The organism is Micromonospora sp. NPDC000668, from assembly GCF_042897975.1.
GTDB lineage: Bacteria > Actinomycetota > Actinomycetes > Mycobacteriales > Micromonosporaceae > Micromonospora.
The window spans coordinates 1,277,075-1,294,121 of record NZ_JBIAYP010000001.1; the positions used below are offsets into that span (position 1 = coordinate 1,277,075).

The following is a 17,047-nucleotide window of genomic DNA, read 5'->3' on the forward strand; positions in this document are numbered from 1 at the left end:
CGTGGATCACACGGGACGGCGGTCGGGGGCGCCGCCGGGGACGTCAGGCGCCGATGGCGTGGTAGCCGCCGTCGACGTGCACGATCTCGCCGGTGGTGGCCGGGAACCAGTCGGACAGCAGCGCCAGGCAGGCCCGGGCGGCGGGCTCCTGGTCGGTGAGGCTCCAGCCCAGCGGGGCCCGCTCGGTCCAGGCGTCCTCGAACTGGTCGAAGCCGGGGATCGACTTGGCGGCGATGGTGCGCAGCGGCCCGGCGGCGACCAGGTTGCTGCGGATGCCCTGCTTGCCCAGGTGCAGCGCCAGGTAACGGGAGGCGGACTCCAGGCCGGCCTTGGCCACGCCCATCCAGTCGTAGACCGGCCACGCCTTGGTCGCGTCGAAGGTCAGACCGACCACCGCGCCGCCGGGGGACATCAGCGGCAGCGCAGCCATGGCCAACGACTTGTACGAGAAGGTGGAGACGTGCAGCGCGGTCGCCACGTCCTCCCAGGGAGCGTCGAGGAAGCCGCCGCCGAGGCAGCTCTGCGGCGCGAAGCCGATCGAGTGGACGACCCCGTCGAGCCCGTCGACGTGCTCGCGGACCCGGTCGGCGAGGCTGGCCAGGTGCTCCGTGTTGGTCACGTCCACCTCGATAACCGGCGCCGGCTCGGGCAGTCGCTTGGCGATCCGCTCGACCAGGGAGAGCCGTCCGAAGCCGGTCAGCACGACCTGCGCGCCGTTCTCCTGGGCGATCTTCGCCACCGAGAAGGCGATCGAGGCGTCGGTGATGACGCCGGTGACCAGCAGCCGCTTACCGGCGAGCAGTCCGGACATGCAGGGGTTCCTCCGTACGTAGTCAGAAAGCGCTGGTCAGTGGCCCATGCCGAGGCCACCGTCGACCGGGATCACGGCACCGGAGACGTACCCGGCGGTGTCCCCGGCGAGCCAGGTGACCACGGCGGCGACCTCGTCCGGGTGGGCCATCCGGCCGGCCGGGATCGACTTGCGGATCTCCGCCTTGCGGTCGTCGGACAGGCCGGCGGTCATGTCCGTGTCGATGAAGCCAGGCGCCACCACGTTCGCGGTGATGTTGCGGCTGCCCAGTTCCCGGGTGATCGAGCGGGCCACACCGACCAGGCCGGCCTTGCTGGCGGCGTAGTTGACCTGACCAGCACCTCCGGAGAGGCCCACCACCGAGGAGATGAAGATCATGCGGCCCCACTTGGCCCGGAGCATCTTTCCGGAGGCTCGCTTGGCGACCCGGAACGCCCCGCTGAGGTTGGTGTCCAGCACGCCGGTGAACTGCTCCTCGGACATCCGCAGCAGCAGCGTGTCGTCGGTGATGCCGGCGTTGGCGACCAGCACCTCGACCGGCCCGAGCTCCGCCTCGATGGCGGTGAACGCCGCGTCGATCGAGGCCGCGTCGGTGACGTCGGCCCGCACCCCGAACAACCCCTCGGGGGCGTCGCCGCTGCGGTGGGTCACCGCCACCCGGTCGCCCTGCTTGGCGAAGGCCTGCGCGATGGCCAGGCCGATTCCCCGGTTGCCCCCGGTCACCAGCACGGTACGGGCCACGGTTCCCCCTTGCGAATGGTCAGCACGGACGCGTCGGAGCCTAGGCGTTACCGGCAGGTAAGCGCTAACGGGAACGCGTCACACCGGGGTACGACACCGGGATCAACCCCTGGTGGCACGACCTGCGAGGGTGTTGGCCCGTAGCCTCCCGGTGGTGAACCGGCAACTGATCGCCGCGGCCCTGCGCGCTTTGCGGCAGACCCTGCTGGGCCCGGACGCCCCGGCCGGCCGTCCGTTGCTGGCCCGCTGGCCCAGGCTGGCCCGTTACTCCGCCCCGGTCGGGCTGCTCGCCGCGCTCGGCCTGTTCTGGATCACGTTTGCCGTGGAGAGCGACTGGGGCCTGCCGGCGCCGATCGGGGTGTTGTTCGCGGCGTTGACCGTGGCACCGCTGCTGGCGCTGCCCCGGCATCCGCTGCTGGCCTGGCGGCTGATGGTGCTGGCCCTGCTGGTGTGCACGTTCAACGCGCCGGCCGACGAGCCCTGGCCGTGGACCCCGCCGCTGGCGCTCGGGTCGATCGCGGTGGTCGCGGGGGTCGTCGCGCGGGTCGACCGGCCGGTGCTGGTCTGGCTGGTGACGATCACCACGGTGCCGGTGCTCACCCTGGTTCACCCCGAGAACCGGGCCGCCGTCCTGGCGCTACTCGGCGCGCTGGCGATCGTCGGAGACCTGGTCCGGCGCAACCGGTTGTCCCGCCGGGCACTGGCCGCGCAGACCGAGCTGAGCGAGCGGGAGCAGGAGCGCCGCGCGGTGCTGGAGGAACGCACCCGAATCGCCCGCGAAATGCACGACGTGGTGGCCCACCACATGTCGCTGATCGCGGTGCAGGCGGAGACCGCGCCGTACCGGCTGACCGACGTGCCGGCGCCGGCCGCGGCGGAGTTCGCCGCCATCGCCGGCTCGGCCCGCGCCGCGCTGACCGACATGCGGCGGCTGCTGGGCGTGCTGCGCAGCGAGTCGAACGGCCCGCAGACCGCGCCGCAGCCCGACCTGGCCGACCTGGGCTCGATGGTGGACGCGGCCCACCGGGCCGGGCTGCCGGTGACTCTGGACGCCGAGCCGGTGGACGACGGGCTGGTGCCCGCGCCGGTCGGGCTGGCCGCGTACCGGATCGTGCAGGAAGGGCTGGCCAACGCGGCCCGCCACGCGGGCGGTGCCGCGGTGCGGGTCACCGTCCGCGCCGGCCGGTCCACCCTGGCGGTACGCGTGCAGAACGCGCCGCCCGACGACCTGGACGTCCGGCCGGCCGCCGAGGCCGGCGCCGGGCACGGGCTGACCGGCATGCGGGAGCGGGCCACCTCACTGGGCGGTACGTTCACCGCCGGGCCGCTGCCCGGCGGAGGCTACGAGGTGGCGGTCGAGCTGCCGTACGACGTTGAGGGCGGGGACCGATGATCAAGGTGCTGATCGCCGACGACCAGGCGATGGTCCGGCAGGGCTTCGGCGCGCTGCTCGCCGCCCAGCCCGACCTACTGGTGGTGGGTGACGCCGCCGACGGCGCGCAGGCCGTCGCCGCCGCCCGCCGGCTCGACCCGGACGTGGTGCTGATGGACGTGCGGATGCCGGTGCTGGATGGGCTTGCCGCCACCCGCAAGCTGCTCGGCGACCGGTCGACGCAGCGCCCCCGGGTGCTCATCCTCACCACCTTCGACCTGGACGACTACGTGTACGAGGCACTGCGCGCCGGCGCCAGCGGCTTCCTGCTCAAGGACGCCCCGGCGGCCGACCTGGTGCAGGCGGTACGGGTGGTGGCGGCCGGCGACGCCCTGCTCGCCCCGGCGGTCACCCGGCGCCTGATCGCCGAGTTCGCGGCCCGCCCGGACCGCCGCCGGCCCCGCCCCACCGACCTGGCCGGGCTCACCCCGCGGGAGACCGAGGTGCTGCGGTTGATCGCCCGAGGCCGCAACAACGCGGAGATCGCCGCCGACCTGGTGGTGGCCGAGCAGACCGTGAAGACGCACATCGGGCGGATCCTGGCCAAGCTGGGGCTGCGAGACCGGGCCCAGGCCGTCGTGTTGGCGTACGAGACGGGTCTGGTCGCCGCCGGCGAGTAGCTCCGCGGAGCCAGCCCGGGAACGGCTCTCCGGGACGACGACCGGGCGCCACCCACCAACGCACCCTGCCTCTGGACGACATTCCGGAGGGAGAACGTGATGCGACGACGAGGTGCCAGCCGGCTGGCGTTGGCCGCGCTGCTCGGCGTGAACCTGGTTCTACCCACCCGAGCCGAGCCGGCCGCGGCGGCCGGTTTCGTCGAGGCGTACCCGGTCACGGCGGCGGCGATGCGCGCGGCCGGCCCGCCATACGCGGACTGGGTTGCCGGCGGACGCCGGTTCCTGACGTTCGACCCGCGCGGCGACGGCCGTGCGGTCGAGGTGCTCGGCGACCTGGCCGACGCGGATCGGATCGCGGTGCTGGTGCCCGGTGTGGGCAGCACCCTGGCCGACTTCGACCGAGGGCTGGGCGGAGTCGCCCACCGGGCGCCAGCGGTACAGGCCGGGCAGTTGTACCGGGCACTGCGGGCGGCCGACCCGGCGGCGCGGGTCGCGGTGCTGGCCTGGCTCGGCTACGACCCGCCCGACGGGGTACTGACCGCCGTCGGCGGCGCCAGCGCCCGGCGCGGCGCAGTCGGCCTGGCCGCGCTGTTGCGGGAGCTGGCCGGCCGCCGCCCGACCGCGACGATCACCCTGGTCGGGCACAGCTACGGGGCGCTGGTGGTATCGCTGGCCGCAGCGGCCGCCCCACCGCAGGTCAGCGACGTGGTCAGCATCGGCGGGATCGGCGCCGGGGTGCAGCACGCCGATGAGCTGCGCGGCGGTCGGCGGTTCTGGGCGGCCGAGGCACCCACCGACTGGATCCGCCGGGTGCCGTCGGTGCGGTTGGCCGGCCTCGGATACGGCCGTCGCCCCGGCGACCCGGCGTTCGGCGCCCGGCCGTTGCCGGTGGCCGGGGTGGCGGGGCACGACGGCTACCTGGTGCCGGGCAGCGCCACGCTGGACGCGATTGCGGCGGTCGTGCGGGACGGAGCCGCCGCCGAGCGGGCGGGGAGCGCCCGGTGAGCCGCGACCGGGCGGTCGACGCGCTGCGCGCGTACGCCATCGGCGGGGTGGTGCTGGGGCACTGGCTCGTCACCGGCCTGGTGCTGGGCGACGACGGTGGGCTGCACCAGGCCAGCCCGCTGACCGCGCTGCCCGCGCTGGCCCCGGCGACCTGGATGTTGCAGACGCTCGGGTTGTTCTTCTTCGCCGCCGGGTTCGGTTCGGCCCGGTCGCTGGCCCGCCACCCGGACGGGCCGGGCGGTTGGCTGGCCGGCCGACTGCGCCGGCTCCTGCTGCCCACGGTGGCACTGCTGGGCGTGGGTGCCGCCGTGTTGCTCGCCGCCACCGTGGCCGGCACCCCGGACGACACGCTCGTGGTCGCGCTGCGGCTCGCGGTGAGTCCGCTGTGGTTCCTGCTGCCGCTGTTGCTGCTGGTCGCGTCGACCGGCCCGCTGGTCGCCGCCGTCCGCCGGTGGGGGGTGGCGCTCTGTGTCGCGCCGGCGGTGGTCGTGGTGGCGGCGGCCGACCTGGCGATGCGCCTGCTGCCGGCCGGCACCGGACTGCCGCCGGTGAGTGTGGTGACGGCGTGGGCGGTGCCGTTCCTGCTAGGCGTGGCGCACGCCGACGGGCGGCTGGCCGGCCGGCGGGTGGCGGGCGCCCTGGCCGGTGGTGGCGCCGCGGCGCTGGCCGCGCTGCTGGCGCTGGGCTATCCGGTCAGCGCGGTCGGGGTGCCCGGGGCGGGGGTGTCCAACCTGAACCCGCCGTCGCTGCTGGCGGTGGCGTTGGCGGTCACCCAGGTCGGGCTGGGGCTGCTCGCCCGGCCGATGCTGGAACGGCTGCTGGCCCGGCCACTGCCGGGCCGGGCGGTGACCGAGGTGAACCGGAACGCGGTGCGGATCTACCTGTGGCACCAGCCGGTCCTGGTGGCGGTGACCGCACTCGTCGCCCGGGGCGGGCTGGCCCTGCCGGGGCTGCACACCGCGCCGGACGACCCGGGCTGGGTGCTGGCCCGGTGCTGCTGGCTGCCGCTTTTCGCCGTGGTGCTGGTCACCCTGGTGCGGGCGGGCCGGCCGGCGCAGCGGCTGGGCCAGCCGGGCGGTGGAGGGAGCGCCGGCCGGTCGGCCGAGTGCGTCCCGGCGGCGCCGCGGGTGTACGATCATCGACGTTCCGGCCCGGCCGACTTCAGGAGGTGATCGCTGTGCGAGATAGCGATCCTCCCAGTCGTGGCCGGGCCGATGGTCAGCCCCGCTGAGCCACGACTCAGTCTGGTGAGCTGACCCCGCTCCGCTCCCCGCCACCCGGCTCACGCCGAGGTGCGCGTGCCGCGCCGTCCGATTCCGGACGGTCGCCGGGAGCCGCCCGGTCACGACTTCGTGTGCGCGTCCCCACCCCTGCGGTCCGCCCCCGCACGCGGACCGTCCAGCCGCCACCCGGAGCCGTCCATGAGCCGCTACGTCGCCCCGCTGGGCTTCACCCTCGCCGCCGTCTGGGTGGCCGTCGTCTTCGTACTGGCCGGCGGCGGTCACTGACCATCGTTCTCCCGCCCGCTCTCGTCAGGCTGGCCGGACGAGCGGTGCCCGGGACCAGCCCGGGCACCGCCGACCTCAGAGCATTCGCGACGACCAGAGCAGGCTGAGCGCGCCGGCGCAGAGCGCCAACAGCAGCGCCAGACCGGCGTACCACTGGGTCACCTCGCGGGGCTCGGTGCGGAACCCGATCGAGCTGCCCATGTCCTGGTAGACCTGCTTCAGCTCGCTCACCGAGGCCGCCTCGTAGAAGTAGCCCTCGGTGGTCTCGGCCAGCTCGGCCAGGGCCAGCCGGTCCACCGGCACCCGTTGGAGCTGGCCGCCGATGTCCACCTGGCCGGTGTCGGTGCCGAAGGCGATGGTGGAGACCGGCACGTTGGCCGCCTGCGCAGCCGCCGCCGCCTCCTCCACCGATCGGCCGGAGGTCCGGAACCCGTCGGAGAGCAGCACGATCCGGGCCGGCGGGATGCCCGCCGCGCCGTCGGCCGGCACCGACCGGATCGCCTCCAGACAGGTGAACACCGCCTCGCCGGTCGCGGTCGCCTCGGCCAGCACCAGCCCGTCGATCGCACTGGTCACCGCCGCCCGGTCCTTGCCGGGCGGGACCAGCACGTTGGCCGCCTTGGCGAACGAGACGAGACCCAGGTTGTAGCTCTCCGGCAGCTCGCCGACAAACTGCTTGGCCGCCTCCTGGGCCGCCTCCAGCCGGTTCGGCGCCACGTCGTCGGCCTGCATGGACAGCGACACGTCGATGGCGAGCATCACGGTGGCCCGCTCCAGCGGCTCCTTGGTGTCCACCGCGGGCCGGGCCAGCGCGGTGGCCAGCACCAGCAGGCAGAGCAGGAACGCCGTCGCCGGAACGTGCCGTCGCCAGCCCAGCCCCTTCGGCGCCACGGTGCGCAGCAGATCCACGTTGGTGAACCGCATCGCGTACGTCCGGCGGTGCAGCTGCCGCCAGAGGTAGAACGCGGCGAGGGCGAGCACCGGCAGCACGGCCAGCAGCCACCACGGTTGCATGAAACGGATCATCGTGTCGTCCCCCGGGTGCGCGCGTGCCGCTGCGCGGCCACGAAACGCACCATGTCCAGCAGCCAGTCTCGGTCGGTACGCAGACGCAGGTGGGCCGCGCCGGCACCGCGCAGCGCGGCGGCGATCGTGGCCCGCTGGGCGGTGGCGGCCTCGGCGTAGCGCTGCCGCAACCGCGGGTCGGCGGTCTGCACCTCGTGCAGCTCGCCGCTCTCCGGGTCGACCACCGGCAGCACGCCCACGTCGGGCAACTCCAGCTCGCGCGGGTCAACCACCTCGATCGCCAGCACGTCGTGCCGGACCCGCAGCTTGCGCATCGGCCGGGCCCACTGCTCGGCCGGCGCGAGGAAGTCCGAGACCACCACGGCCACCCCGCGCCGTCGGGGCGGGCGGTTGAGCATCTCGATCAGTGCGCCCAGGTCACCCCGGCCGGGCTGGATCGCGGTGTTGGCGACGGCACGCAGCAGACCCTGCGCCTCCTTGCGGCCGGAGCGGGCCGGCAGCCGGGTGAGCACCCCGGGCCCGGCCGGCGGTGGCCCAGCCCGCCAGCGCCGGGTCGGCGCGGGAGCGCCGCCGCCGGTGCCGATCACCGCGCCGATCCGGTTGCCGCCGCGCACGGTCAGGTGGGTGATGGCGGCAGCGGCGGCGACCACCACCTCCCGCTTGAGCCACTGCCCGGTGCCGAAGTCCAGGCTGGCCGAGAGGTCCAGCGCCAGCCAGGTCTCCAACTCCCGGTCAGCGACCGTACGCCGCACGTGCGGCGTCGTGGTCCGCGCGGTGACCGGCCAGTCCATCCGGCGGACGTCGTCGCCGGGGCGGTACTCCCGCGACTCACCCGCCTCGCTGCCCGGCCCGGGCAGCAGCCCGGCGTAGTCGCCCTGGAGCATGCCGTCGAGCTTGCGGGTGACCAGCAACTGAAGCCGGGACAGCACGGCCTCGCTGCGATCGGCGAGAGGGGCGGGTCGAGGGGTGGGTGAGGTCACGGGCGCTGCCCGGGCCAGCCTGCGCCCGGCGGCGGGGCGGTCGGTGACGGGGATGCCTGCTGCCGGGGGGCGACCGCCGGGAGCGGGATGGTGGACATCACCCGGTGCACGATGTGGTCGGCCGGCACGTCATCGGCGAGCGCGTCGTAGCTGAGCACCAGCCGGTGCCGCAGGATGTCCGGGGCGATGTCCTGCACGTCCTGCGGCAGCGCGTAGTCCCGCCCGCGCAGCAGCGCCAGCGCGCGGGTGGCCCGGACCAGGCCGAGCGAGGCGCGCGGGCTGGCCCCGTACTGGATCAGCTGGGCGACGTCCGGCATGCCGTGCTCGGCCGGGGCCCGGGTGGCCAGCACCAGCCGGACCGCGTAGTCCACCAACGCGTTGTGCACGAAGACCTGGTCCGCCTTGCGTTGCAGGGCGATCAGGTCGGGGGTGTCGAACACGGCCGTCGGCTCCGGAGCGGCGACACCCATCCGGTAGACGATCTCCCGCTCCTCGGCGTCGGTCGGGTAGCCCACCACGATCTTCATGAGGAAGCGGTCCCGCTGCGCCTCCGGCAGCGGGTAGACGCCCTCCTGCTCGATCGGGTTCTGGGTGGCCATCACCAGGAACGGGTCGGGCACCCGGTGGCTCTCCCCGCCGATGGACACCTGCCGCTCGCTCATCACCTCGAGCAGCGCCGACTGCACCTTGGCCGGTGCCCGGTTGATCTCGTCGGCGAGCAGGAAGTTGACGAACACGGGGCCCAGCTCGACGTCGAACTTCTCGCTGGACTGCCGGTAGATGCGGGTGCCCATGATGTCGGCCGGCACCAGGTCCGGGGTGAACTGCACCCGGGCGAAGGACCCGCCGACGACCTTCGCGAGGGTCTCCACCGCCAGGGTCTTGGCCACCCCGGGCACGCCTTCCAGCAGGCAGTGGCCGCGGGCGAGCAGCGCCACGAACATCCGCTCCACCATCCGGTCCTGCCCGACGATGACCCGTTTGATCTCGAACAGCGCCCGCTCCAGCAGGGTGGCGTCCTGCGCGGGTGTGGTCACCGGCTCGGGTCTCTCCGAGGCCACCCCGTTCGGCGTCGGGGCGTCGGGCATGGTCGGCTGGGCCACCGGTCCTCCACAGCGTTGGTCGGTCGTCGCGGCTGGTGCGGTATCAAGACTCGCACGCCTTCCTGAGTGGCGAGGGGGGGAGAAGCCGATTTTCGCCGCGCCGTCCCGAGCGGCCGAATCGCCCGCCACGGGTGGACACGGACCGGCCAGCCGCGTGTACGATTCACCCCGTCGCCGGGCGGCTCCCCCCGTGGCCGCCCGGCGCTCAAACCTTCCGTCCCGCCGTCCTAGACTGGCAGGGATGAGCACCCCCTCCCCCGCCGAAGAGGCCCTGATCTGCTCGGCCCGGGGCTGCCGCGCCCCCGCCGTCTGGGCGCTGGAGTGGAACAATCCCCGCCTGCACGACGCCGAACGGCGCAAGACCTGGCTGGCCTGCGACAAGCATCGGGGCAGCCTCGGCGACTTCCTGGACGCTCGCGGCTTCCTGCGTGCCGTCACACCGGTGCCCGGATCGCCTACCCTCGACATGTGAGCGAGCGCAGCGGGCGAACCATGAGGCACAGCAGCGTGGCGTCTCGCGCCGCCGCAGAGCGAGGTGGCGCCGTGAGCGAGCAGAACGGATCCCATCGGTGAGCGCGGAGGACCGCGTCGACCCACCGGCTCCCCCCGGACCCACCTCCCCGTCCTGGCCGCCCACCCCGGCCACGTCACCTCCCCCACCGGCCGGCGTCATGCCAGCGCCCGGTGCCGTGCCGACGTCCGGCCCGCTGCCCGCCGCCGGTGGCCCCGGCCCGGCCAGCGCGGCACCCGGTCCCCTGCTGACGGGCGGGCCGGTCGGTCGGGGCCCCCTGGAGCCGTGGCCGGACACGGTCCGCTGGCAGCCGATCTCCTCCGACCTGATCTGGGTGGAGCTGATCCGGTTGGCGATCGTGGTCGCCATCGGGCTGGCGGTGACGGCGATCGGGTGGGCGCTGAGCGGTCACTGGTTGTTCGGGCTCGCCCTCGCCGTCGTGCTGGTGCTCGGAGCGTGGCGCGCCGTGGCCATCGTCCGCGCGGTCCGGGCCTGGGGGTACGCCGAACGGGACGACGACCTGCTCGTCCGGCACGGGCTGCTGGTCCGGCGGCTCTCCATCGTCCCGTACTCCCGCATGCAGTTCGTCGATGTCAGCGCGGGGCCGCTGGAGCGCCTCTTCGACCTGGCCACCGTGCAGTTGCACACAGCGGCGGCGGCGAGCGACGCCCGGGTGCCGGGGCTGCGGCCGGCGGAGGCGTCCCGGCTGCGCGATCGGCTCACCGCGCTCGGCGAGGACCGGGCGGAGGGGCTGTGAGCACCCGACCGGTCGACCACCGGCTGCGCCGGGGACCGGCCCGATGAACGACGGTCCCGCCGAGCCGGACACCCGGCCGCCCCCGCCACCCGGCGGCGCGCCCCCCACCGGCCCGCCACCCGCCGACGCCGTGCCGTACGGCGCCGTACCGCCCGGCAGCGCCGTTCCGTACGGCGCTGTACCGCCCGGCAGCGCCGTGCCCTACGGGGCTGGACCGCCCGGCGGCACGCCGCCCTACGGTGCCGTGCCACCGGGCGGTGCGCCGCCCTACGGAGCTGCACCGCCCGGGGTGCCGTATCCCTGGCCGGTGCCGCCGACCGATGGCGACGGCGAACCACGACAGCGGCTGCATCCGCTCAGCCCGCTGCTGCACGGGGCCAAGTCGCTGGTCGTGGTGATCGCCGGGCTGTCCTGGTCGACGCTGTCCCGGGTCGGGTTCGGCTGGTTCGCCGCCATGGTGGTGGTGCTGGCGCTCGGCGCGACCGTGCTGTCGGTGGTCAGCTGGTACAACACCGGCTATCACGTGGTGGGCCGCGAGCTGCGGGTGTACGAGGGGCTGCTCTGGCGGCGTACCCGGGCCATCCCGCTGGAGCGGTTGCAGGCCGTGGAGGTGGTCCGGCCGCTGCTCGCCCAGCTCACCGGCCTGGCCGAGCTGCGGCTGGAGGTGGTCGGCGGGGGCAAGACCGAGGCGCCGCTGGCGTACCTCGGAGTGGCCGACGCGGCCCGGCTGCGCGAACGGCTGCTGGCTCTGGCCGGACGGGCGTCGCAGCCGGCCGCGCCGGGCCTCGCGGTGCCCGGGGCGGCCCCGGGAACCGTGCCGCCGGCGGCCGCGCCGGGCCGGCCGCTGCACGCGGTACGCAACCAGAGCCTGCTGGTCAGCCAACTGCTCACCCCGCAGGCGTTCCTGCTCCCGTTCGGTCTGGCCTTCGTCGTGGTGCAGTTCGTCACCGCTGGGTCGTGGTCGTTCGTGGCGGTGGCGAGCACGCTGACCGCGATGGCCGGCGTGTTGCTGCAACCGATCCGCCGGGTCCTCGACGACTGGAACTTCCGGCTGGCCCGCGACGGCGGCACGCTGCGGGTGCACAACGGCCTGCTGGAGACCCGGGCGCAGACCGTGCCGCTGGACCGGGTGCAGACCGTACGGGCCACCTGGCCGCTGCTCTGGCGGGTGAACGGCTGGCTGCGGCTGCGGCTGGAGGTGGCCGGATACTCCGTCGCGGAGGCCGATGACCGCAACCGGCCGGACCGGCTGCTGCCGGTGGGTGACCTGCCGACCGCCACGATGATCGTCGCCGAGGTGCTGCCGGGGGTACGCCTCGACGCGCTGGCGTTGCAGCCACCGCCGCCCCGGACCCGCTGGCTGCACCCGCTCGGCCGTGGCGCGCTCGGCGCCGGCCTGTTCGAGCGGGTCTTCGCCACCCGGTCCGGGCTGCTCACCCGGCAGTTGGCGATCGTCCCGTACGCCCGGATCCAGAGCGTGCGGGTGGTGCAGGGGCCGGTACAGCGCCTGCTGGGGCTGGCCACCGTGCACGCGGACACCGCGGGCGGGTCGGGTGCGGCCGCCCAGGACCGGGACCTGGCGGAGGCGTGGGCACTGGCGGCCGAGCTGACCGCCCGCTCGCACGCCACCCGGCTGCCCGGCTGACCCGTTCCGCCGGCCGCCGGCCGACCCTCGGCGTCAGCGGTCGACGGGTACCGGGGGCTGGTCGGTGGTGCTCGGCCCGACCGGTGCCGACTTCTCGCTGTCCGGCCGGTCCGGCTCCGGCAGTCCGGCGGCGCCGTCGGGGCCGGTGATCTCCGCTGGCGGCGGTCCCCCGGACCCCGCGCGACGGGCCCGCACCGCCGCCCACCCGCGCTCGGCCAGGCCGACCACCAGGAACGTCAGCCCGACGTACGCCCAGCCGACCAGCACGTCGATCACGTAGTGCTCACCCGAGTAGACCAGGGTGAAGGTCATGGCCAGCGGGTACGCGAACAGCAGCGGCCACCAGTGGCGGCGGGTGGTGCGCAGGAAGAACAGCACCACGAACAACGCCCAGGCGGTGTGCAGCGACGGCATCGCGGCGACCGGGTTCGAGGCGATCTGGCCGGCGTTGAGCACGTTGCCGGCGCCGTGCATGCCGAATTCCCTCCAGCCCCGGGTGGAGATCCGGGCCACCTCGGTGAGCAGCCCGTTCTGCGCGGCCCACCAGGGCGGGGCGGCCGGGTAGAGGAAGTAGGTGGCCAGGCCGGCGGCGCAGAGGAAACCCCACCGCCGCATGTACGCCGCCCAGCGGTGCCGGTCACGCAGCCACAGCACCGCGGCGGCGGCAAACGCCACCACGAAGTGCGAGAAGTACACCCAGCTCGCCGCGACGTCGTACCACTGCACCTGCGGGTGGTAGAGGTGCTCCTGCAACCAGATGGTGGGCACCTCGCCGCCGGTGGCCCAGCCGAACATGAACCGGTCGGCGACGATCAGCTCCATCGCGTGCGGGGTGGCGCCGTTGTCGGCGAACCCCCGGGAGAGGTTGTACGCGGCCAGCAGCAGCACCACCGGCACCCAGTCCCGGGCGAAGCGCAGGTGACTGCGCCACGGCCGGTCACTGTTCCAGGCGATGGTCCCCAACCAGATCCACACGAAGGCGTACGCGGGGTCGGTGGGTAGACCGATGCCCAGCCAGGCGGCCACGAAGGCGACCGCCCAGATCGACATGGCGACCACGCGCCGACGACCCCCGTCGGGGGACGCGGGTGGGTCGGTCCGGGCGGGGGGCTGGGGGTCAGTCACGACGGCCATCGCGGTCAAGGGTAACGACGGGGGCGGCATCGACCGGCGGCGACCACCCGGAGGACCCGTCCGCAGGTGGTCGGCGGCCGGCTCCGGCGGGTGCGGCGGGATCGGCGGGCGCGTGGTCGCCGGGCTCGGCGAGCACCTAGGCTGACGACCATGCAGGAGCAGCCCGAGCCGGCCTTCGCGCCGGGTCTGACCGCCCGGGTCGAGTTGACCGTCACGGACGCGGACACCGCCTGGGCGGTCGGTTCCGGGGACGTACCGGTCCTGGGCACTCCCCGGGTGGTCGCGCTGGCCGAGGCGGCGACCGTCGCGGCGACGGCGCCCGCGATGCCGCCCGGGTCGACCACCGTGGGGACGCGGGTCGAGCTGGAGCACCTGGCGCCGACCGTGGTCGGCCGGACCGTCCAGGCACAGGCACTGCTGGCCGCGGTCGACGGCCGCCGGCTGTCGTTCGAGATCACCGTCAGCGACGGTGACGAGACGGTGGCCCGAGGCCGGGTGGACCGGATCCTGGTGAACCGGCAGCGCTTCGTCGACCGTGCCGGGCGGGTGTCGTGACCATCGATGTCGTCGAGGTCGCCGACCGGGTGCACGTGCTGCGCGAGCCGTTGCTGCGGGTCAACGTCACTCTCGTCGTCGGCGACGACGAGGCGCTGCTGGTCGACACCCTCTCCTCGGCCGGCCAGGCCACCACGCTGGCCGACGCCGTCCGGGCGATCACCGACCGTCCGCTGACCCTGGTCAACACCCACCACCACTACGACCACTGCTTCGGCAACGCCGTTCTGGCCGGCGACCCACCCCGCCCGGTGTACGCGCACGAGCTGGCCGCTGCTGCCCTGCGCGAGCAGCCGGAGCGGCTGCGCCGGGAGGCGTACGAGGAGTTGCGCGAGGAGCACCCCGCGCTCGCCGCCGAGCTGGCCGACACCCCACTGCTCGCCCCGACGCACACCGTGCACACCGAGACGGCGCTGGAGGTGGGCGGCCGGCGGGTGCTGCTGCGTCACCCGGGGCGGGGCCACACCGACGCCGACCTGGTGGTGCACGTACCCGACGCGGACGTCCTGGTCGCCGGGGACCTGGTGGAGCAGAGCGGCCCGCCCGCCTTCGAGGACTCGTACCCGCTGCAGTGGCCGGACGCGGTCGCGGACCTGCTCCGGCTGACCACCGCGGGCACGGTGGTGGTGCCGGGCCACGGCGACCCGGTGGACGTCGAGTTCGTCCGCGCCCAGCACGCCGAGCTGGCGAAGCTGGCCTGGCTGATCCGGGCCGCGCACACCGGCGGCGCACCACCGGAACGAGTCGCCGCCGAGGCACCCTTCGGCGCCCGCGCCGCCCTGATCGCCGCCCGCCGCGGCTACACCGAACTCAACGGCACCGCCTAACCCCCGAAGCGGCGCTGGACGTCGGCGCGGGTGGGCATGGCGGTGGCGCCGCCCGGGGACTCGCAGACCAGGCCGGCCACCCGTAACGCGAACGCCACCCGCTCGACCCAGCCCGCCGGGTCGGCCGGTTCGCCGTCGAGGAGCAGGTCGGCGATCAACGCGGCCATCACCGAGTCGCCGGCGCCGGTGGCGTCGATGGCGTCCACCTTCGGCGCTGGCACGCGTACCGGATCCGCCTCGGCGGCGGCGAGCACCGCGCCGGCCGCGCCGAGCGTCACCACCACCGTGGCGGCGCCGAGCTCCCGCAGGTACGCGGCCACCCCCTCGGCCGGCTCGCCCGGGTAGAGCAGCTCGGCGTCGGCGGTACTCAGCTTGACCAGGTGCGCGCCGGCGGCGAACTCGGCCACCACCTCGCGCAGCCCGGCCAACGCGGCCGGTCCGTCCAGCAGCCGGGGGCGCACGTTCGGGTCGAAGACCCGCAGCCCGGGGGCGAGCGACCAGGCACGCCGGGCGGCGGCCAGCGTGGCGGGCTGGAGCAGCACGACCGACCCGCAGTAGAGCACGTCGGCGCCCTCCACCAGCGCCACGTCCAGATCGTCCGGGCCGAGCAGGCTGTAGGAGGGCGGGTCGCCGTAGAAGCGGAAGTCGGGTTCCGGGCCGGCGAAGGTGACCACCGCGAGCGTGGTCGGCGCCGGCACCGTGACCACGCCGGCCAGCCCGACGTCGAGCGCGGTCAGGAAGGCGCGGATCCGGCCGGCCAGCACGTCGTCGCCGAGCGACCCGACGAACTGTGCCGCGCCGCCGAGCCGGCTCACCCCGACGGCGACGTTGAGCGGTCCGCCACCGATCGCCTGCCGGTAGACCCGCTCACCGTCGCGCTCGGTGTCGAGCAGGTCGACCAGCGCCTCGCCGAGCACCACCGCGTGTCCCATGCCGGTCCTTTCGTCGTCGTCAGCCCCGCCACCGCCCGCCGCACGCTGAGGCGACCGGCGTGGCACCAGGCTGGCACAGCGCACGGCCCGGCGGGCGCCGAAGGCACGGTCCGGCCCTACCGGGACACGGGCGAGGCGGCCAAGCCGGCCGACCCGGCGGCTACACCGGGTGGTGGATCGGCCCGGCGAGTGCTGTCAGCGGGTGGCCGGTCCCGCCCCAGCGGCCCGCCACGATCTGGGCGGCCACGCTCACCGCGGTCTCCTCCGGGGTACGCCCGCCGAGGTCCAGCCCGATCGGCGAGGCGAGCCGGGCCAGCTGCGCCGCATCGAGACCCGCCTCGCGCAGTCGCTTGTGCCGCTCGTCGTGGGTGCGTCGTGACCCCATCGCGCCGACGTACGCCAGCCGGTGGCGCAGCGCCAGCGCCAGCAGCGGCACGTCGAACTTCGGGTCGTGGGTCAGCACGCAGACGACGGTCCGTCCGTCGACCCGGCCGGCGTCCAGCTCCGCCCCCAGGTAGCGGTGCGGCCACTGCACCACCACCTCGTCCGCCTCCGGAAACCGTCGAGCGGTGGCGAAGACCGGCCGGGCGTCGCAGACGGTCACCCGGTAGCCGAGGAACGCGCCGATCCGGGCCACCGCGGCGGCGAAGTCGATCGCCCCGAAAACGATCATCCGGGGCGGGGTGGCGTGGACGGCCACGAACAGGCTGAGGCCGGTGCCCCGGCGCTGCCCGTGATACCCGTACCGGAGCATTCCGCTGTGCCCGGTGGCGAGCAGCCCGAGGGCGTCGGCGGTGGCGGCGGCGTCCAGCCGCTCGGCGCCGAGCGAGCCGGTCACCTGGTCCCCGGTCAGCACGAGCCGCCGGCCCAGCCGCCCCGCCGGGTCGCCCGGCACCGCGCCCGGCAGGTCGCCGCCGTCGCCCGGCACCTCGCCGTCGTCGGCCGCCACGCAGGTGACCACCGCCGCCGGTTGGCCGGCCCGGCGCGCGACGGCGACCGCGTCCAACTCCGCGAGGGCGTCGGGCTCGATCCGCTCCACGAACACGTCGAGCACCCCGCCGCAGGTCAGGCCCACGGCGTACGCGTCGTCGTCGCTGACGCCGTAGCGGATCAGCTCGGGTACGCCGGTGTCGAGCACGCGGTGGGCCCGTTCGTAGAGGTCAGCCTCCACGCAGCCGCCGGAGACGCTGCCGGTGACCGTGCCGTCGGTCGCCACCAGCATGGTGGCGCCGGGCGGCTGTGGCGCGGACCGCCAGGTGGCCACGACGGTGGCCAGGGCGACCGCCTCGCCGGCCCGGCAGCGGCGGTGCACCTCGTCGAACACCTCCAGCACGCTTCCCCAATCTCCGTCCCGGCGCTGATTCAGCCGAGCCAACCCCGGCCGAGCCGCAGGCCGGAGTCCTTGGTCGCAAAAGCCGTAAAACGGCATTAAGCGAAGGATATGGTCGGTTTCACCAGAG

18 protein-coding genes are annotated in these 17,047 nt (G+C 74.8%); 10 read left to right on the forward strand and 8 right to left on the reverse strand.

The window, feature by feature from the left end; translation table 11 throughout:
• Nucleotides 1-43 precede the first annotated feature (43 nt).
• Both fabI and fabG read right to left on the reverse strand, forming a co-directional pair.
• Complete coding sequence (gene fabI, locus ACFY29_RS05935) at nucleotides 44-811, reverse strand: enoyl-ACP reductase FabI (protein ID WP_386983767.1); 768 nt, start codon at nucleotides 809-811, stop codon at nucleotides 44-46.
• Nucleotides 812-847: 36 nt separating this feature from the next.
• Nucleotides 848-1,552 carry a 3-oxoacyl-ACP reductase FabG gene (gene fabG, locus ACFY29_RS05940; protein ID WP_328418686.1) on the reverse strand — a complete coding sequence of 235 codons (705 nt, stop codon included), beginning with the start codon at nucleotides 1,550-1,552 and terminating at the stop codon, nucleotides 848-850.
• A gap of 154 nt (nucleotides 1,553-1,706) precedes the next feature.
• On the opposite strand from fabG, the gene ACFY29_RS05945 reads away from it, so the two are divergent.
• The 5 genes from ACFY29_RS05945 to ACFY29_RS05965 all read left to right on the forward strand — a co-directional run bounded on the left by ACFY29_RS05945 (nucleotide 1,707) and on the right by ACFY29_RS05965 (nucleotide 6,117).
• Nucleotides 1,707-2,945, forward strand: coding sequence for a sensor histidine kinase (locus tag ACFY29_RS05945; protein WP_386983769.1), 1,239 nt, complete (start codon nucleotides 1,707-1,709; stop codon nucleotides 2,943-2,945).
• Complete coding sequence (locus ACFY29_RS05950; RefSeq protein ID WP_328418688.1) at nucleotides 2,942-3,604, forward strand: response regulator transcription factor; 663 nt, start codon at nucleotides 2,942-2,944, stop codon at nucleotides 3,602-3,604. The genes ACFY29_RS05945 and ACFY29_RS05950 overlap by 4 nt, the downstream gene beginning before the upstream one ends.
• Before the next feature lie 99 nt (nucleotides 3,605-3,703).
• Nucleotides 3,704-4,609, forward strand: a complete 906-nt coding sequence (locus ACFY29_RS05955; protein ID WP_386983772.1) for an alpha/beta hydrolase — start codon at nucleotides 3,704-3,706, stop codon at nucleotides 4,607-4,609.
• A complete protein-coding gene (locus tag ACFY29_RS05960) occupies nucleotides 4,606-5,781 on the forward strand; it encodes an acyltransferase family protein (RefSeq protein WP_386983774.1) in 1,176 nt (391 codons plus the stop codon). The genes ACFY29_RS05955 and ACFY29_RS05960 overlap by 4 nt, the downstream gene beginning before the upstream one ends.
• Nucleotides 5,782-5,907: 126 nt before the next feature.
• A complete protein-coding gene (locus ACFY29_RS05965; protein WP_328418691.1) occupies nucleotides 5,908-6,117 on the forward strand; it encodes a hypothetical protein in 210 nt (69 codons plus the stop codon).
• 75 nt (nucleotides 6,118-6,192) lie between these two features.
• On the opposite strand, the gene ACFY29_RS05970 is transcribed toward ACFY29_RS05965, so the two are convergent.
• The 3 genes from ACFY29_RS05970 to ACFY29_RS05980 are packed head-to-tail and all read right to left on the reverse strand — an operon-like array spanning nucleotide 6,193 to nucleotide 9,226.
• Entirely contained in the window at nucleotides 6,193-7,143 is a 951-nt protein-coding gene (locus ACFY29_RS05970; RefSeq protein ID WP_328418692.1) for a VWA domain-containing protein, read from the reverse strand.
• Nucleotides 7,140-8,141: a DUF58 domain-containing protein gene (locus ACFY29_RS05975; RefSeq protein WP_386984650.1), complete on the reverse strand. Its 1,002-nt coding sequence runs from the start codon at nucleotides 8,139-8,141 to the stop codon at nucleotides 7,140-7,142. The genes ACFY29_RS05970 and ACFY29_RS05975 overlap by 4 nt, the downstream gene beginning before the upstream one ends.
• Nucleotides 8,120-9,226 (reverse strand): AAA family ATPase, encoded by a 1,107-nt coding sequence (locus tag ACFY29_RS05980; RefSeq protein WP_386983776.1) that lies wholly within the window; start codon nucleotides 9,224-9,226, stop codon nucleotides 8,120-8,122. The genes ACFY29_RS05975 and ACFY29_RS05980 overlap by 22 nt, the downstream gene beginning before the upstream one ends.
• A 241-nt stretch (nucleotides 9,227-9,467) precedes the next feature.
• Between ACFY29_RS05980 and ACFY29_RS05985 the strand changes: the two genes are divergently transcribed.
• The 3 genes from ACFY29_RS05985 (at nucleotide 9,468) to ACFY29_RS05995 (ending at nucleotide 12,139) form a co-directional block, all read left to right on the forward strand.
• Entirely contained in the window at nucleotides 9,468-9,698 is a 231-nt protein-coding gene (locus ACFY29_RS05985; RefSeq protein ID WP_386983778.1) for a hypothetical protein, read from the forward strand.
• A gap of 199 nt (nucleotides 9,699-9,897) precedes the next feature.
• Nucleotides 9,898-10,494 (forward strand): PH domain-containing protein, encoded by a 597-nt coding sequence (locus tag ACFY29_RS05990; protein WP_386984652.1) that lies wholly within the window; start codon nucleotides 9,898-9,900, stop codon nucleotides 10,492-10,494.
• A gap of 43 nt (nucleotides 10,495-10,537) precedes the next feature.
• Nucleotides 10,538-12,139, forward strand: coding sequence for a PH domain-containing protein (locus tag ACFY29_RS05995; protein ID WP_386983780.1), 1,602 nt, complete (start codon nucleotides 10,538-10,540; stop codon nucleotides 12,137-12,139).
• Nucleotides 12,140-12,172: 33 nt separating this feature from the next.
• Here the strand turns inward: ACFY29_RS05995 and ACFY29_RS06000 are convergent, their stop codons facing one another.
• Nucleotides 12,173-13,273 (reverse strand): phosphatase PAP2 family protein, encoded by a 1,101-nt coding sequence (locus ACFY29_RS06000; RefSeq protein ID WP_386983782.1) that lies wholly within the window; start codon nucleotides 13,271-13,273, stop codon nucleotides 12,173-12,175.
• A 150-nt stretch (nucleotides 13,274-13,423) separates the two neighbouring features.
• Here ACFY29_RS06000 and ACFY29_RS06005 point away from each other — a divergent pair, with 150 nt between their 5' ends.
• Together ACFY29_RS06005 and ACFY29_RS06010 are read left to right on the forward strand one after the other, a co-directional pair.
• The gene (locus ACFY29_RS06005; RefSeq protein WP_386983784.1) at nucleotides 13,424-13,828 is read left to right on the forward strand and encodes a thioesterase family protein; all 405 of its coding nucleotides are present in this window, start codon (nucleotides 13,424-13,426) and stop codon (nucleotides 13,826-13,828) included.
• The gene (locus tag ACFY29_RS06010; protein WP_386983786.1) at nucleotides 13,825-14,655 is read left to right on the forward strand and encodes an MBL fold metallo-hydrolase; all 831 of its coding nucleotides are present in this window, start codon (nucleotides 13,825-13,827) and stop codon (nucleotides 14,653-14,655) included. The genes ACFY29_RS06005 and ACFY29_RS06010 overlap by 4 nt, the downstream gene beginning before the upstream one ends.
• Here ACFY29_RS06010 and ACFY29_RS06015 read toward each other — a convergent pair.
• Entirely contained in the window at nucleotides 14,652-15,587 is a 936-nt protein-coding gene (locus ACFY29_RS06015) for a carbohydrate kinase (RefSeq protein WP_386983788.1), read from the reverse strand. The two genes, ACFY29_RS06010 and ACFY29_RS06015, sit on opposite strands and share 4 nt — an antisense overlap.
• Before the next feature lie 160 nt (nucleotides 15,588-15,747).
• Complete coding sequence (locus ACFY29_RS06020; RefSeq protein ID WP_386983789.1) at nucleotides 15,748-16,920, reverse strand: XdhC family protein; 1,173 nt, start codon at nucleotides 16,918-16,920, stop codon at nucleotides 15,748-15,750.
• Nucleotides 16,921-17,047 lie beyond the last annotated feature (127 nt).